General features: G+C 66.4%; 16 protein-coding genes. 10 read left to right on the forward strand and 6 right to left on the reverse strand.

Going from position 1 to position 14,884, the window contains the following annotated elements; translation table 11 throughout:
• From ACE3SN_RS12450 to ACE3SN_RS12475, 6 genes are all read left to right on the forward strand, one after another.
• Window positions 1-696 (forward strand): M23 family metallopeptidase (locus ACE3SN_RS12450; protein WP_374530496.1); only part of this gene is annotated, 696 nt, incomplete at its 5' end.
• A gap of 103 nt (window positions 697-799) precedes the next feature.
• Entirely contained in the window at window positions 800-1,795 is a 996-nt protein-coding gene (gene hemB, locus ACE3SN_RS12455) for a porphobilinogen synthase (RefSeq protein WP_374530498.1), read from the forward strand.
• Window positions 1,792-2,334 (forward strand): GNAT family N-acetyltransferase, encoded by a 543-nt coding sequence (locus tag ACE3SN_RS12460; protein ID WP_374530500.1) that lies wholly within the window; start codon window positions 1,792-1,794, stop codon window positions 2,332-2,334. Before hemB ends, ACE3SN_RS12460 begins: the two co-directional genes overlap by 4 nt.
• Window positions 2,331-4,544 carry a spermidine synthase gene (locus ACE3SN_RS12465; RefSeq protein WP_374530502.1) on the forward strand — a complete coding sequence of 738 codons (2,214 nt, stop codon included), beginning with the start codon at window positions 2,331-2,333 and terminating at the stop codon, window positions 4,542-4,544. The genes ACE3SN_RS12460 and ACE3SN_RS12465 overlap by 4 nt, the downstream gene beginning before the upstream one ends.
• Complete coding sequence (locus tag ACE3SN_RS12470; RefSeq protein ID WP_374530504.1) at window positions 4,541-5,104, forward strand: gamma carbonic anhydrase family protein; 564 nt, start codon at window positions 4,541-4,543, stop codon at window positions 5,102-5,104. Before ACE3SN_RS12465 ends, ACE3SN_RS12470 begins: the two co-directional genes overlap by 4 nt.
• 6 nt (window positions 5,105-5,110) lie before the next feature.
• The gene (locus tag ACE3SN_RS12475; RefSeq protein WP_374530506.1) at window positions 5,111-5,392 is read left to right on the forward strand and encodes a DUF167 domain-containing protein; all 282 of its coding nucleotides are present in this window, start codon (window positions 5,111-5,113) and stop codon (window positions 5,390-5,392) included.
• Here the strand turns inward: ACE3SN_RS12475 and ACE3SN_RS12480 are convergent.
• From ACE3SN_RS12480 to ACE3SN_RS12495, 4 genes are all read right to left on the reverse strand, one after another.
• Complete coding sequence (locus tag ACE3SN_RS12480) at window positions 5,389-6,024, reverse strand: YoaK family protein (protein WP_374530508.1); 636 nt, start codon at window positions 6,022-6,024, stop codon at window positions 5,389-5,391. The genes ACE3SN_RS12475 and ACE3SN_RS12480 overlap by 4 nt on opposite strands.
• A 37-nt stretch (window positions 6,025-6,061) precedes the next feature.
• Complete coding sequence (locus ACE3SN_RS12485) at window positions 6,062-6,502, reverse strand: group II truncated hemoglobin (RefSeq protein ID WP_374530509.1); 441 nt, start codon at window positions 6,500-6,502, stop codon at window positions 6,062-6,064.
• 82 nt (window positions 6,503-6,584) lie between these two features.
• The gene (clpA, locus tag ACE3SN_RS12490; RefSeq protein WP_374530510.1) at window positions 6,585-8,951 is read right to left on the reverse strand and encodes an ATP-dependent Clp protease ATP-binding subunit ClpA; all 2,367 of its coding nucleotides are present in this window, start codon (window positions 8,949-8,951) and stop codon (window positions 6,585-6,587) included.
• A gap of 161 nt (window positions 8,952-9,112) precedes the next feature.
• Window positions 9,113-9,316: a DUF1192 family protein gene (locus tag ACE3SN_RS12495; RefSeq protein WP_374530511.1), complete on the reverse strand. Its 204-nt coding sequence runs from the start codon at window positions 9,314-9,316 to the stop codon at window positions 9,113-9,115.
• A gap of 94 nt (window positions 9,317-9,410) precedes the next feature.
• On the opposite strand from ACE3SN_RS12495, the gene ACE3SN_RS12500 reads away from it, so the two are divergent.
• Entirely contained in the window at window positions 9,411-10,427 is a 1,017-nt protein-coding gene (locus ACE3SN_RS12500) for an NAD(P)H-quinone oxidoreductase (protein ID WP_374530512.1), read from the forward strand.
• A gap of 92 nt (window positions 10,428-10,519) precedes the next feature.
• On the forward strand, window positions 10,520-11,221 hold the full coding sequence (locus ACE3SN_RS12505) for a DUF1013 domain-containing protein (RefSeq protein ID WP_374530513.1): 702 nt from the start codon (window positions 10,520-10,522) through the stop codon (window positions 11,219-11,221).
• 78 nt (window positions 11,222-11,299) lie between these two features.
• Here ACE3SN_RS12505 and ACE3SN_RS12510 read toward each other — a convergent pair whose 3' ends face one another.
• A complete protein-coding gene (locus ACE3SN_RS12510) occupies window positions 11,300-11,665 on the reverse strand; it encodes a polymer-forming cytoskeletal protein (protein WP_374530514.1) in 366 nt (121 codons plus the stop codon).
• Window positions 11,666-11,675: 10 nt separating this feature from the next.
• The gene (locus ACE3SN_RS12515) at window positions 11,676-12,815 is read right to left on the reverse strand and encodes a peptidoglycan DD-metalloendopeptidase family protein (RefSeq protein ID WP_374530515.1); all 1,140 of its coding nucleotides are present in this window, start codon (window positions 12,813-12,815) and stop codon (window positions 11,676-11,678) included.
• Window positions 12,816-13,049: 234 nt separating this feature from the next.
• Here ACE3SN_RS12515 and ACE3SN_RS12520 point away from each other — a divergent pair, with 234 nt between their 5' ends.
• Both ACE3SN_RS12520 and ACE3SN_RS12525 read left to right on the forward strand, forming a co-directional pair.
• Complete coding sequence (locus ACE3SN_RS12520; protein WP_374530516.1) at window positions 13,050-14,339, forward strand: glutamate-5-semialdehyde dehydrogenase; 1,290 nt, start codon at window positions 13,050-13,052, stop codon at window positions 14,337-14,339.
• Window positions 14,303-14,884: nicotinate-nucleotide adenylyltransferase (locus ACE3SN_RS12525; protein ID WP_374530517.1), on the forward strand; the 582-nt coding region annotated here is incomplete at its 3' end. The genes ACE3SN_RS12520 and ACE3SN_RS12525, both read left to right, overlap by 37 nt.

A 14,884-nucleotide genomic window follows, 5' to 3' on the forward strand; every position in this document is an offset into this window, starting at 1 on the left:
ATCATCGTCGCCTACAAGCGCAGCGCCGATGGCGAAGTGCAAGTGGGGGACCTGCTGTTCGCGGGGCTGGAACATGACGGCAAGCCCAAGGCGCAGCTGCTGCGCTGGGGCAAGGAAGGCCAGTTCTACGAAGCGTCGGGCATGGGTGCGCAGCGCACCGGGCTCATCATGCCGGTGGTTGGCCGCGTGACCTCGACCTTTGGTGCGCGCCGTCATCCGATCCTTGGCTATACCCGGATGCACGCCGGGGTGGACTTCGGCGCGGCCTATGGCTCACCGATCTATGCCGTGGGTGACGGCGTGGTGACCTATTCGGGCTGGCACGGCGGCCATGGCAACTATGTCCGCCTCGATCATGGCGGCGGCTACGGTACCGGCTATGGCCACATGAGCCGGATTGCGGTGGCCAGCGGAACGCGGGTGCGCGCGGGGCAGATCATCGGTTATGTCGGCTCGACCGGCCTCTCCACCGGGCCGCACCTGCACTACGAGCTCTATCGCAACGGTGTCCCGGTAAACCCGCTGACCGAACGCTTTACCGTGTCAAATCAGGTGGATGCGGCAGAGTTGGCGGCGTTCAAGGCGCGCACCGCGCAATTGAAGGCAACCAAGCCCGGCGCGGCCTCTGCCAGCCTGGCCCCGCGCCAGGCCAGCATCGGCCCGGCGCCCCGGCGCGAGATTGACCGGCTCAACTGACCCTTTCCGTAAGCGCGTGCAGGGAATATTTTCTGGCTGCCGCATCGCTATTTGCCGAAAACCGGTTCCCACTCTTCGGCGCGATGCTCTAGAGGCCTTTTGCATGACCGGACCATTCCCCGCCACCCGCCTGCGCCGTTCGCGCGCCAGTGCCTGGAGCCGCGCCCTGCACCGTGAAACGGTGCTGACCCCTGCCGACCTGATCTGGCCGCTGTTCGTGACCGAGGGCAGCGGCGTGGAAGAGCCGATCGGCTCGCTCCCCGGCGTGTCGCGCTGGTCGGTCGATCTGATCGCCGCGCGCGCCAAGGAAGCACAGGCGCTGGGCATTCCCTGCCTTGCGCTGTTTCCCAACACCCAGCCCGAGCGGCGCAGCGAGGACGGGGCCGAAGCGCTCAACCCCGATAACCTGATGTGCCGTGCGATCCGCGCGATCAAGGATGCCTGCGGCGAAGGCATCGGCGTGCTGACCGACGTTGCGCTCGATCCCTATACCAGCCACGGGCAGGACGGGCTGATCGACGGCGCGGGCTATGTCCTCAACGATGCGACGGTCGACGTGCTCGTCGGGCAGAGCCTCAATCAGGCCGCCGCCGGGGCTGACGTCATCGCGCCGTCGGACATGATGGACGGCCGGATCGGCGCGATCCGCGATGCGCTGGAAGGCGCGGGCCACGTCAACGTGCAGATCATGTCCTATGCGGCCAAATATGCCTCTGCCTTCTATGGCCCGTTCCGCGATGCCGTCGGCTCGCGCGGGCTTTTGAAGGGTGACAAGAAGACCTACCAGATGGATCCGGCCAATGCCCAGGAAGCCCTGCGCGAGGTTGAACTGGATCTTGCCGAAGGCGCTGACAGCGTGATGGTCAAGCCCGGCCTGCCCTATCTCGATATCGTGCGCCGGGTGAAGGAAGCCTTCGAAGTGCCGGTCTTCGCCTATCAGGTGAGCGGCGAATACGCGATGATCGAACACGCCGCCGCCGCCGGGGCGGGCGACCGCGACGCGCTGGTGCTCGAAACCCTGCTCAGCTTCAAGCGGGCGGGCTGCTCGGGCGTGCTGACCTATCACGCCGCCCATGCCGCACGCCTTTTGGGCGCATGATCGAAACGGCGCGATTGCGGATGCGATCCTGGCGCGAGGATGACCTTGCGCCGTTTCACGCGATCTGCGCCGATCCGGTGGTGATGGCGACGCTCGGCCCGGTGATGAGCCGGGATGAGACCGCTGCCCTGATCGAACGTGTCAAGGCGCGCGAGGCCGAGCATGGCCACACCTTCTGGGCGCTCGAGCGCAAGGACGACGGGGCCCTGATCGGCTGGTGCGGCGTGATTCGCGGCACCGACGGGCCGGTGGCGGGCAAGGCCGAGCTGGGCTGGCGGCTGGCGAGTGCTTGCTGGGGGCAGGGCTATGCCAGCGAAGCGGCGCGCGGCGCGCTCGAATGGACCTTTGCCAACCTGCCCGACGATGCCGCCTGGGCGATCACCCATACCGGCAATGTCCGCAGCCGTGCGGTGATGGAGCGACTCGGGATGCGCTACTGCCCGGAACTCGATTTCGCGCACCCGCGTCTGGCCGGGGATGATCCGCTGCGCCCGCATGTGGCCTATTGCCTGCCGCGCGCCGAGTGGAAAGGCGCATGATCCCGGCAGGCCGCCCGGCGCGCGGCCTGTTCGCGGCGACGATCCTGTCGGGGAGCTTCCTGCTGTTCCTGATCCAGCCGATGGTCGCGCGCATGGCGTTGCCGCGTCTGGGCGGTGCACCCAACGTCTGGAACAGCGCAATGCTGGTCTACCAGGTGCTGCTGCTGGGCGGCTATGGCTATGCCCACCTGCTGTCGCGTCTGCCGCTACGCCGTCAGGCGCAGGTTCAGCTGGGCCTGCTCGCGCTGGCAGCCCTGACCTTGCCGGTGGACCTGATCGACCTGCCGCCGCCCCCGCCCGGCTACGAGGTGCTGTGGGTGCCGGCGCTGCTGGCGCTGTCGATCGGGCCGGTGTTCTTTGCCGTTGCTGCGCAGGCACCGCTGATGCAGCGCTGGTTCGTGACCGATCCGGCGGCAGGGGAACCCTGGGCGCTTTATGCGGCATCGAACCTCGGCAGCTTCGCAGGGCTGCTGGCCTATCCCTTGTTGGCCGAGCCGGTGCTTTCGCTGCATGCCCAGGCGCTCGGCTGGAGCGGGCTTTACCTTGCGCTGGTCGTGCTCGTCGCATTGACCGCGCAGGCCCGGTGGAGCCTGAATGCGCCGGGCGCGGCGACCAAGCAGCCGCGCAAGGTTCCCGCGCGCACCATCATGCTGTGGTTGCTGCTTGCCGCCGTGCCTTCGGGCTTGATGCTCTCGACGACGGCACACCTCACCACCGACATTTTCGCGATGCCGCTGCTGTGGATCATCCCGCTGGGGCTCTACCTGCTAAGCTTTTCGATCGCCTTTGCCGAGCGGCGCGGGCCGGCGCGGGTGATTGCGGTGTTTGCCTGGTTCGATCTGCTGCTGGTTGGCGGTCTTGCCATGAATTCGACCAGTTCGGCCGGGCTCGGGATGGTGATCGCGACGGTTCTGCTGCTGTTCGTGGTCTGCACCGCGCTTCACGCGCGGCTTTACGACCTAAGGCCCGAAGCCGGGCAGCTGACCCTGTTCTACCTCGTGATGGCAGCGGGCGGCGCGCTCGGCGGTGTGTTCACCGCGCTGGTCGCGCCGTTGGCCTTCGACTGGGTGTGGGAGCATCCGATCCTGATCCTTGCCGCCTCCGCCCTGCTGCCGCAATCCGCCTTGCCCGATTGGCGGCGGCTGGGCGGGATCGAGCCCGGCATGGTTCGCCTGTTGCTGCTTGTGCTGCTCGGCTTTGCCGGGTTCTTGCTGTGGCAGCTGCAAGGCGTCATTTCCGATCATCCGACCGGGCAGGCATTCTGGCTCTATGCCGCGGCCCTGGCGCTGGTCGGTCTGGCCTTGATCCCGTGGCGACTGGCCGTGCCGGGGCTGCTCCTGGCGATGATGCTGGTCCAGGGCGGGCTGCAGACCATCTCCGACACCCGCAACGGCGTGCGCAGCCGCAGCTATTTCGGGATCTATACGGTCCACGACTACCGCGCACTCGGTGTGCGCAAGCTGACCCACGGCACGACGCTGCACGGCGAGCAATCGCTCGATCCGGCCAAGGCGCGTGTGCCGCTGTCCTACTATGGCCCGACTTCGGGCGCGGGGCTGGTATTCGGCCATGCCCCGGGGCTGTTCGGCCGGCATGCCCGGCTCGGCGTGGTCGGGCTGGGGACGGGATCGCTCGCCTGTTACGTCCGCCCGGGCGAAAGCCTGACCTATTTCGAGATCGATCCGGCGGTGCTGCGCTTTTCACGGAACGGCACCTTCACGTTCATCCGCGATTGCGCGCCGCAGACCCGCGTGGTGCTGGGCGACGCGCGACTGGAACTGGGCAAGGCGGCTCCCGCCAGTTTCGACCTGCTGGCGATCGATGCCTTCTCCTCGGACGCGATTCCGCTGCATCTGATCACCACCGAAGCGTTCACGGTCTACGCCAAGACCCTGAGCTCGCACGGGGTGCTGCTCGTCCATATTTCCAACCGCTTCATCGATTTGGAGCCGGTGGTCAGCGCAATCGTGCGCGAGCAGGGGCTCCACGCAGTGCTGCGCGAGGACAATCCGCCGCTTGAATCGCCCTGGACCGATTCGACATGGATTGCGATTTCGCGCGATCCGGCGCAGTTGGACAGGGTCTCGCGCCTGGAGGTCGGAGCGTCGTGGCGTCCCCTTGGGCCGCCTGCCGCCCGGCCATGGAGCGATGACCACGCCTCGATCCTGCCCTATGTCCAGTGGGCCAACTTCCTGGGACCAGACCTATGACCGCTTCGCGCCCCGACGTTTCGATCATTCCGATCCACGGCAAGACGCCGCGCATCCACGACAGCGCCTTTATCGCGCCGGGCTGCCGGATCATCGGCGATGTCGAAATCGGGCCAGACGTCAGCGTCTGGTACAATTGCGTGCTGCGCGCCGACGTGAACCGGATCGTGATCGGTGCGCGCACCAATATTCAGGATGGCACGGTGATCCATTGCGACAGCCCGATGCCCGGCGCACCCGAAGGCTTTGCCACGCTGATCGGGGAGGATGCACTGGTCGGCCACATGGCGATGATCCATGGCACCACAATCGGGGATCGCGGCTTCGTCGGGTTCGCCGCGCAGACGATGAATGGCTGCGTGATCGAGGCCGACGGGATGCTGGCCGCCGGCGCACTTCTCGCGCCGGGCAAGCGCATCCCCTCGCGCCAGCTGTGGAGTGGCCGCCCCGCGACCTTCATGCGCGACCTGACCGATGCCGCGCTTGCGGGCTTGCAGCTCGGCGTGGCGCACTATGTCGAAAACGCCAAACACCACCAGGCCGCGATCGACGCGCTCTGAGCGGCCATGGCGCGCCCCAAGCTTGATCTGCCACCCGCCGCGGCGGTTCGCGCGCTGGCCGATGGCGAAGGCCGGATTGCGGTGCGAGTCACGCCTGGTGCGCGCAGCGAAGGGCTGGAAATCGCGGAAGGCAAGCTGCTGGTGAAGGTGCGGGTCAAGCCCGAGGATGGCAAGGCCAACGCGGCGGTCGCGGAAATGCTGGCGCTGGCACTCGGAATAGCGACGTCACGGCTTCGCATGTTGCGCGGCGCAACCGGGCGCGACAAGGTGTTCCAGATCGAGGATTAGGCAGCCGGGAGCCTGCGCGCGGTGAGTGCCAGACCACCTGCCCACAAGGCCGCGCTCCAGAGCGTCGCTTCCGGTGCGCGGGTCCAGCCGAGCGCCCCGCCGACCGCGCCCACGGACAGGCCTAACCACAAGAACAACCAGCCGCTCCACGCCTCGCCGCCCGTGCCCATCAGCCTTGCGGCCAGGCCCTGGCCCATCCGTACCAGCGCACCTGTCATATAAGTCAGGCCGACCGTCACTTCGCCGCCGCGCTGGAACGTGTTGTTGAGTGCGCCCATTGCCAGCACCAGCAAGGCCAGCATTGCCCCCTGCGCACCAGACATCCGGCACAGCGCGGCCAGTGCCAGCAGCAGGGCAACCAGCCCGAGCACCGCCACCTTGCGCCGTTCGCCGGCTTTCGCGGCGATGATCGCGCCGCCGGTCACGCCTGCGACGAAGCCGGCGATCAGGCTGGCCGGGATCAGCGCGACTTGCGGCGCTTCGATCAGGTCGACCCCGAGCCGGGTGGTGTTGCCCGACATGAACGAGACGAAATAGCCGTTGGCGGACAGGAAGCCCGCCGCATCGACAAAGCCCGCAAGGGCGGCGGCGGCAATCGCGAGAGCGCGGCGCGAGGCGTCGATGCTGTGCATGGCCGCAACTTAGCGCGGCGTGAACCTCATGGCGAGATCAGTCGCGCGCCATGCTGGTGGCCATGCGTTCCAGAACGTCGGCCATGGCATTGGCGATTTCGCGGTCGGCGACTTCGCTCGCATCGATCGCGCGACGCATCGCTTCACCCCATTGCCCCGCGGTGGCCTTGTTGATGGCGAAGCTGCCGTGGGCGCTCATCATGCACTTGCCGGGATTGGCCTCGAACCAGTCGCGCGGACCGCCGGCCCAGCCGGCCAGGAACAGCGGCAGCGACGTGCGCATTTCCGAAAGATCCGGCGCGTGCATGGCGCGCAGCTCGGTATAGGCCGGATCCTGTTCCATCAGATCGTAGAAGCGCCGGGTAATTTCCTGCAGCACCGGATGGCCGCCCACGCGTTCGAACGGGCTGGCTGGCGCAGGGGTGGTCGGGGCTTTGGAAACGGCGGCTTCACTCACAGACGGGGCTCCTGCGGACATGGCTCTACAGCCTTGTCCCTAACCGGGAGCCTGGCTCCCGGCCTTGATCCGCGTCAATTGGACTCCAGTTCGGCCCGCGCTCTCAGTCCGCGTCGCCGCTGGGCTCGGGGGCCGCCTTGGGCTTGCGCTTGGGCGGCGCGGCCTTTTTTGCAGCCTTCTTGACCAGCTTGGGCGGGGCCGGGGTCAGCTCGAACGCCAGCACCTCGTCCTTCACCGTCACGTGGACCTCGCCGCCATGGGCCAGCTTGCCGAACAGCAGTTCCTCGGCGAGCGGTTGCTTGACCTTGTCCTGGATCAGGCGGGCCATCGGCCGCGCGCCATAGAGCTTGTCATAGCCGCGCGCGCCCAGCCATTCGCGGGCATCGCTATCGAACTGGATGTGGACGTTCTGCTCGGCCAGCTGCAGTTCGAGCTGGAGCACGAACTTGTCGACCACGCGGGCGATCACTTCCTTGCCGAGATAGGCGAAGGGCACGATCGCATCGAGGCGGTTGCGGAATTCCGGGCTGAACATCCGCTTCACGGCTTCGTCCCCGGCATCCGCCTTCGACACATCGCCAAAGCCGATGCCCTGCTTCGCCATGTCGCTCGCGCCCGCGTTAGTGGTCATGATCAGCACCACGTTGCGGAAGTCCACGGTCTTGCCGTGATGGTCGGTCAGGCGGCCGTTATCCATCACCTGCAGCAGGATGTTGAACAGGTCCGGATGCGCCTTTTCGATCTCGTCGAGCAGCAGGACGCAGTGCGGCTGCTGGTCGACCGCATCGGTGAGCAGGCCGCCCTGGTCGAACCCGACATAGCCCGGAGGCGCGCCGATCAGGCGCGAAACCGAATGGCGCTCCATGTATTCCGACATGTCGAAGCGCTGGATCGGGATGCCCAGGATCGCGGCGAGCTGCTTCGACACTTCGGTCTTGCCGACGCCGGTGGGCCCCGAAAACAGGAAGCTGCCGATCGGCTTGTCGGGATCGCGCAGGCCTGCACGGCTAAGCTTCATCGCGCTCGACAGCACCTCGATCGCCTTGTCCTGGCCAAACACCACGCGCTTGAGGTCACGTTCGAGGTGTTCGAGCGCCTGGCGGTCGTCCGAGGAGACCGATTTGGGCGGGATGCGCGCCATGGTCGCGATCACGGCCTCGATCTCGCGCGCGGTGATGGTCTTCTTGCGCTTGGACGGCGGCACCAGCATCTGCATCGCGCCAACCTCGTCGATCACGTCGATCGCCTTGTCGGGCAGCTTGCGGTCGTTGATGTAGCGCGCCGAAAGTTCCACCGCGGTCTTGATCGCCTCGGGCGTGTACTTGACCTTGTGGTGTTCCTCGAATGCGGTGCGCAGGCCTTTGAGGATCTTGATCGTATCCTCGATGGTCGGCTCGTTCACGTCGATCTTCTGGAACCGGCGGAGCAGCGCGCGGTCCTTTTCGAAGTGATTGCGGAATTCCTTGTAGGTGGTCGAACCGATGCAGCGGATCGTGCCGCCGCTGAGGGCGGGCTTCAGGAGATTGGAGGCGTCCATCGCCCCGCCGCTGGTTGCCCCGGCGCCGATCACGGTGTGGATTTCGTCGATGAACAGCACCGCATCGGGCATCTTTTCGAGTTCGTTGACGACCTGCTTGAGGCGTTCCTCGAAATCGCCGCGATAGCGCGTGCCGGCGAGCAGCGCGCCCATGTCGAGCGAATAGATCACGGCATTGGCGAGCACTTCGGGGACGTTGCCTTCCACGATCTTGCGCGCGAGGCCTTCGGCAATGGCGGTCTTGCCCACGCCCGGATCGCCCACATAGAGCGGGTTGTTCTTGGAACGGCGGCACAGGATCTGGATCGTGCGGTCCACTTCCGGCCCGCGCCCGATCAGGGGATCGACCTTCCCGGCCAGCGCCTTTTCATTGAGGTTGACGCAGAACTGGTCGAGCGCGGTCTCCTTCTTGCCGTCCTTGGCCTGGGCCTTTTCCTCCGGCTGGGGCTGTTCGACCTCGGCGCCCTTGGGGGTGCGGTCCTCGATCCGCTTGCCGCCCTTGCCGATCCCGTGGCTGATGAAGCTGACCGCGTCGAGCCGGCTCATGTCCTGCTGCTGCAGGAAATAGACGGCATAGCTGTCCCGCTCGGAAAACAGTGCGACCAGCACGTTAGCGCCCGTCACGGTGTCCTTGCCCGAGGACTGGACGTGCAGGATCGCGCGCTGGATTACCCGCTGGAAGCCTGCGGTCGGGGCCGGATCGCCCTTTTCCTGGGTCTTGAGCGACTGGTATTCCTGATCGAGATACTGGCGCACCACGTCGCCCAGCTCGCTCATATCGACCCCGCAGGCCTGCATCACCTGGGCGGCGTCCGGATCGTCGATCAGGGCCAGCAGCAGGTGCTCGAGCGTCGCATACTCGTGGCTGCGCTCCGACGCATTGGCGAGGGCTGCGTGCAGCGTCTTTTCAAGGCTCTGGGCGAAACTGGGCATCTAGCGGGCTTTCACAGGGGGAAGTGACACTGGCGGCAATGAAGCTCCCGTTACGGGAGAATATGAACGCAGGGGGTTAACTCGGCCTATATGGGGAGCCCCTGCAATAATCACAGAGGCCATACTGAAAGACACGATGGCGGAAGCAAGCGCCGCTGCGATCATGTGCCGCCTTTCCCGCCAAACAGCGCTTCGGCGGCGGCGCGGTGCGCGGCGGCCTTGTCCCGGTGCGCCTTGACGCGGGCTATTTCGGCTTCAAGCAATGCGATCCGCGCGGTCAGTTCGTCCTGCGAGAAGGGATCAAGAATTTCCTTCGCCAACTGGCTGGCGGCATCGGTACGGGCACGAGGCAGATCATCGTCCATGCAAAGTGCAGCTTCGGACGCCGCGCGCTTGCTGTCAACCGATCCAGCGGTTAGGGCGGTGAAGCGTGACCTTGCTGCCACAGGAAGGCGTCAAATGACTGTATCAGTTCACGATTCCCTGCCCGATACGATGCTGGCGATGGGCTTTGATGCCCCTGGCGGGCCCGATGTCTTCCGTTCCGAAGTGCTGCCCGTGCCCCGGCCCGGCCCCGGAGAGGTGCTGATCAGGGTCGCCTACGCCGGGGTCAACCGCCCGGATGTGATCCAGCGGCAGGGTTTTTATCCCCCGCCGCCGGGCGCCTCGCCGATCCCGGGACTCGAGATTTCCGGCACCGTGGCCGCATTGGGTGAAGGCGTGACGTCGGAACTGCTCGGCAAGCAGGTCTGCGCGCTGGTCGCGGGCGGGGGCTATGCCGAATATTGCCTGGCCGTCGCCGATCATTGCCTGCCGGTCCCGGCCAATCTGCCGCTGGATCAGGCGGCCGCCCTGCCCGAGACGCTGTTTACCGTCTGGCACAACGTGTTCGAGCGCGGCTGGGCCAAGGAGGGCGAGACGCTGCTGGTCCATGGCGGCACCAGCGGGATCGGTTCGATGGCGATCATGCTCGGCAAGCTGTTCGGGCTGACCGTGATCGTTACTTGTGGCGGGGCCGACAAGTGCGCCGCCGCGCTTGGCATCGGGGCGGACCACGCGATCGATTACAAGGCGAGCGACTTTGTCGAGCAAGCGCTGCGGATCACCGGGGGAAAGGGCGTTCAGATCGTGCTCGACATGGTCGCGGGCGACTATGTGATGCGTAATCTCAAGTGCCTGGCCGACGATGGCCGCCACGTGACCATCGCGGTTCAGGGCGGGGTGCGCAGCGAAATCAACATGGCCGAGGTGATGCGCCGCCGCCTGACGCTGACCGGATCGACCCTGCGCCCGCGCTCGAACCAATTCAAGGCACTGCTCGCCCAGGAAATCGGCCGCCTTGTCTGGCCGCTGGTCGAAGGCGGCAAGCTGCGCCCGGTAATGGATCGGACCTTCGGCCTGGCCGAGGCCGGCGCAGCCCATGCCCGGATGGAAGCGGGCGGACACATCGGCAAGATCGTGCTCAGGGTGGGATGAATCCTTGCCCTTTGCGGCGAATCCGCATAAACGCCCAGCCGAACGGCCGCTCCGCAAGGGGCGGCCCTATCTATTTCTGACGGAGAAAACCCGTGTCTCAGCCCACCCCGTTGATGCCCCATGCCACCGCCTCGTGGCTGGTCGACAACACCGCGCTGTCTTTTGAACAGATCGCCGAATTCTGCGGCCTGCACATCCTCGAAGTGCAGGCGATGGCCGACGATCTCGCTTCGTCCAAATACACCGGACGCGATCCGGTGCGCGCGGGCGAACTGACCATGGCCGAAATCGAAAAGGGCCAGGCAGATCCGAACTATGCGCTCAAGATGCAGAAGGCGCCGGTTACCGTCAGCCGCACCAAGGGCCCGCGCTATACCCCGGTGTCGAAGCGCCAGGACAAGCCCGACGGCATCGCCTGGATCCTGCGCCACCATCCCGAAATTTCGGACGCGCAGATCGGCAAGTTGATCGGCACCACCCGCAACACCATCGCCGCGATTCGCGATCGCAGCCACTGGAACATCAGCAACATTCAGCCCAAGGATCCGGTGACCCTGGGCCTGTGCTCACAGCGAGAACTCGATGGCATCGTGGCCAAGGCCGCGAAGAAGGCCGGTCTGGCCGACGAAGCTGGTGATGACGCGCGCCTGGGTGACGACCGCGAGGCCCTGATCGAAGAGCTGCGCGCCGAACGCGAAGCCCACGCCAAGGCTGCAAGCGAAGCTGCGCAGGAAGCCGAAGCCGCCGCCTGGCTCGAAGCCAAGCGCGCCGCCGAAGCCGCCGGCGAAGAATAAGCCGTCAACCCGGCCTGCGAAAAAGGGCGCCGCTCCAGACCGGAGCGGCGCCCTTTTTCTTGCGCTTCGATCAGTCGATCAGGCTTCGGTGCCTGCCGCCAGCGTCAGGCGCGGTTCGCTGTCGCTTGCCGCACGCGGGGCAAACCGCCCATCGACCTGCGCGCCCTGTTCGATGGTCAGCGCGTCGTAATGCACGTCGCCGTGAATCCGCGCGGTCTTCAGCACGACCAGTTCGCGCACGGTGATCGTGCCGCGCACGGTGCCCGAAAGGCGGGCGGTTTCGGCCTTCACCGCACCCACGATCTCGCTCGATTCGCCCTGGACCAGCGAGGTGCAGGCGACATCGCCTTCGACGTGACCGTCGATATGAAGGTCGGCGGTGGCGGTCACGTCACCCTTGATGCGGGTATCGGGACCGAACACGGAAAAGGTCGAGCTGGCCATGGCTGGGCTCCTAACGGCTGCGCTGTGCGAGGGTTGCGGGCGTTTTTTGGAAAACATTGGGTGCAGCCTCCAGGAAGGGGCGAGGGTTTACGGGCCGGTCGTTGATCCGAACCTCGAAATGCAGGTGCGGCCCGGTCGAACGGCCAGTTGAACCGATCAGGCCGATAACCTCGCCCGGGGCAACCTGTTTGCCCACCCGGGTGCGGAAGGCCGACATGTGGGCATAGCGCGTTACCAGGCCGTTGCCATGGGTGATTTCGACGCAGTTACCATAACCCGAGCGCTGCCCGACAAAACTCACCGTGCCGCGTGCGGCGGCAAAGATCGGGGCGCCGATCGGACCCTTGAAATCGAGTCCGGGGTGGAAATCCGCACCGCCGGTAAAGGGATCGGCGCGATAACCGAAGCCCGACGAGATATATTCGAGGCTGGCGGGCAGGACCTGCGGCAGCGATGCCACCGAGCGTTCGAGCGCATCCATCCTGGCGAGGCTGAGGCCAAGGCGTTCGAAGCGCGGATCGATCGAACCGTCGGCCGAGGTCATCAGCCGAATCAGCGGCCCGCCCTGGGCGGACCTGTCGTCGAGATTGGCCAATACCGCGCGCGGATTGAGCCCCAGCCGGGCGAGCTTCTGTTCGGCTGCGGCGGAACGGCGATCGGCCATGCGGGTCAGGGCTTCGACCAGGCGCAGCTGGCGCGCTTCGATCCGGGCCAGAGAAGCCGCCTCGGGCAGGACCAGGCTGACCTTGTCGACCGTCTTGGCGGCTTCGCTCGAACTGTCGGAAACGGTTTCTCCGGCGCGCACATCTGCGGGCAGATCGCCGAGGTGCGCCTTGTACATCTGTTCGATGAAGTCCTGTCGGCGCTGCAAATCGTCGGTGACCTTGCCAAGATCGTCGCGATAGGCGGATACGCGGCTTTCCGCGGTCGAAACCTTGGCCTCGCGATCGAGCAGCGAGAGGCGGTCACGAGCCGAAAGGTAGCTGGATACCGCCATCGCGGTCATGCTCAGCACCCAGGCAAGCAGCAGCGCAGCAACGATGCCGGCTGCGGTCATCTGGACGCGCGAGCTTACCTTGATAAAGCGGACCTGCCCTTCGGAACGCATGAAAAATTCGCGATCCGGGAACCAGCTCCGCAAGCGCGCCATCGCCGCGCCAACGGCCAATTTTTGCAAGACGACCCCGAGTCCTTTTGCCCTTGATAGAGCGCGCGGCTAGCAGCTTGGGGCGGCCTAAGCGAATCCTCGGAGAGCAAGAGTCGTTGAATCGAAGGAGTCGCGCGACGAATCGTTTTCAGTGCTGACAATCGTTTAAGCAGGAAACAGCCCGGTTGCGCCCTCGGCGGTGACATTTGCTCCACGCAGTGCTAGCGCGCGCCGGTCATGACCGTGCAAACTGCCATCCCAGCCGCGACCATCGCCGAAGCGCCCGAAGCGCTGGTCGAACGTCTTGCCCGCGCGGGCCGCAGCGCGCAGCGCGTGCTCGCCCGGCTCGCTGCGCCGGCCAAGGCCGCCGCGCTGCACGCCGCCGCCGACTGCCTGCGCAAGGCCGAGCCGCAGATTCTGGAGGCCAATGCGCAGGACCTCGCGGCAGGTGAGGCGAATGGCCTGACCGGCGCCCTGCTCGACCGGCTGCGGCTCGATCCCGCGCGCCTTGCCGGGATTGCCGATGCGGTCGATCAGGTGGCCGATCTGCCCGATCCCGTCGGCGAGGTGATCGACACCAGCACCCGCCCCAACGGACTGGTGCTAAGCCGGATCCGCATTCCCATCGGGCTGATCGGGATCATCTATGAAAGCCGCCCCAACGTGACCGCCGATGCGGCCGCGCTGTGCGTGCGATCGGGCAATGCGGTGCTGCTGCGGGGGGGGAGCGAAGCGGTTCATTCCAACCGTGCGATCCATGCTGCCATCGTCGAAGGCCTTGTTTCAAAAGGTATTCCTGCCGAAGTCGTGCAACTGATGCCGACCCAGGACCGCGCCGCCGTGGGCGCGATGCTGACCGCGGCGGGACTGATCGACATGATCGTGCCGCGCGGGGGCAAGAGCCTGGTCGCGCGTGTGCAGGCCGATGCCCGGGTGCCGGTGCTCGCCCACCTCGACGGGATCTGCCACACCTACATCCATTCCGCCGCCGATCCGGCCAAGGCGCGCGCGCTGGCGCTCAATGCCAAGATGCGCCGCACCGGGATCTGCGGCTCGATGGAAACGCTGCTGCTCGATGCGCAGTTCCCGGCTGCCCAGGCGGTGGTGGCCGACCTGCTGGATGCGGGCTGCGAGCTGCGCGGCGATGCCCGCGCCTGCGCGCTCGATTCGCGGATCGTGTCGGCCAGCGCCGAGGACTGGGACACCGAATACCTCGATGCGATTCTCTCGGTCGCGGTGGTCGACGGGCTGGATGCCGCGCTGGACCACATCGCGCGCCATTCCTCGCACCATACCGATGCGATCGTCAGTGAAGACGCAGCGACGGTCGAGCGCTTCCTTGCCGAGGTCGACAGCGCGATCGTGATGGCCAATGCCAGCACCCAGTTTGCCGATGGCGGCGAATTCGGGCTTGGCGCGGAGATCGGCATTGCTACCGGGCGGCTCCATGCGCGCGGGCCCGTGGCGCTCGAAGGGCTCACCACCTACAAGTGGCAGGTGCGTGGCGCCGGGCAGGTCCGACCCTGACACACGCCGGGCTCCGCATCGGCCTTTTGGGTGGGAGCTTCAATCCCGCGCACGGCGGGCACCGCCGGATCAGCCTGTTTGCCCGTCAGGCGCTCGGCCTCGATGAAGTCTGGTGGCTGGTCTCGCCCGGCAATCCGCTCAAGCCCAAAGCCGGGATGGCGCCGCTCGCCGCGCGGTTCGCCTCGGCCCGCCGCCAGGCCCGCCGTGCCCCGATCCGCCCGACCGTGATCGAGCGGGACCTGGGCACCCGCTACACCGTCGATACCCTGCGCGCGCTGCGGCGGCGCTATCCAAAGGTGCGGTTTATCTGGCTGATGGGCAGCGACAATCTGGCCCAGTTTGACCAGTGGCGCGACTGGCGCGGCATCGCCCGCGCCATGCCGATTGCGGTTATCGCGCGTCCGGGCTATGATGGCGCTGCCTTAGCGAGCCCCGCGATGGCCTGGCTCGGTCGTTTCCGGCGACCGAAAACCAGTTTGCAACACCGGGCAGGATGGAGCGCACCCGCGCTGATACATTTGCGTTTCGATCCCGATCCGCGTTCG

Source organism: Novosphingobium sp., from assembly GCF_041915465.1.
Lineage (GTDB): Bacteria > Pseudomonadota > Alphaproteobacteria > Sphingomonadales > Sphingomonadaceae > Novosphingobium.

Excerpts from the sequence above, each read along its gene's own strand:
- hemB (WP_374530498.1), top strand. The coding sequence starts at position 800 with ATGACCGGACCATTCCCCGCCACCCGCCTGCGCCGTTCGCGCGCCAGT.
- ACE3SN_RS12460 (WP_374530500.1), top strand. The coding sequence starts at position 1,792 with ATGATCGAAACGGCGCGATTGCGGATGCGATCCTGGCGCGAGGATGAC.
- ACE3SN_RS12465 (WP_374530502.1), top strand. The coding sequence starts at position 2,331 with ATGATCCCGGCAGGCCGCCCGGCGCGCGGCCTGTTCGCGGCGACGATC.
- ACE3SN_RS12470 (WP_374530504.1), top strand. The coding sequence starts at position 4,541 with ATGACCGCTTCGCGCCCCGACGTTTCGATCATTCCGATCCACGGCAAG.
- ACE3SN_RS12475 (WP_374530506.1), top strand. The coding sequence starts at position 5,111 with ATGGCGCGCCCCAAGCTTGATCTGCCACCCGCCGCGGCGGTTCGCGCG.
- ACE3SN_RS12480 (WP_374530508.1), bottom strand. The coding sequence starts at position 6,024 with ATGCACAGCATCGACGCCTCGCGCCGCGCTCTCGCGATTGCCGCCGCC.
- ACE3SN_RS12485 (WP_374530509.1), bottom strand. The coding sequence starts at position 6,502 with ATGTCCGCAGGAGCCCCGTCTGTGAGTGAAGCCGCCGTTTCCAAAGCC.
- clpA (WP_374530510.1), bottom strand. The coding sequence starts at position 8,951 with ATGCCCAGTTTCGCCCAGAGCCTTGAAAAGACGCTGCACGCAGCCCTC.
- ACE3SN_RS12495 (WP_374530511.1), bottom strand. The coding sequence starts at position 9,316 with ATGGACGATGATCTGCCTCGTGCCCGTACCGATGCCGCCAGCCAGTTG.
- ACE3SN_RS12500 (WP_374530512.1), top strand. The coding sequence starts at position 9,411 with ATGACTGTATCAGTTCACGATTCCCTGCCCGATACGATGCTGGCGATG.
- ACE3SN_RS12510 (WP_374530514.1), bottom strand. The coding sequence starts at position 11,665 with ATGGCCAGCTCGACCTTTTCCGTGTTCGGTCCCGATACCCGCATCAAG.
- ACE3SN_RS12515 (WP_374530515.1), bottom strand. The coding sequence starts at position 12,815 with ATGGCGCGCTTGCGGAGCTGGTTCCCGGATCGCGAATTTTTCATGCGT.
- ACE3SN_RS12520 (WP_374530516.1), top strand. The coding sequence starts at position 13,050 with ATGACCGTGCAAACTGCCATCCCAGCCGCGACCATCGCCGAAGCGCCC.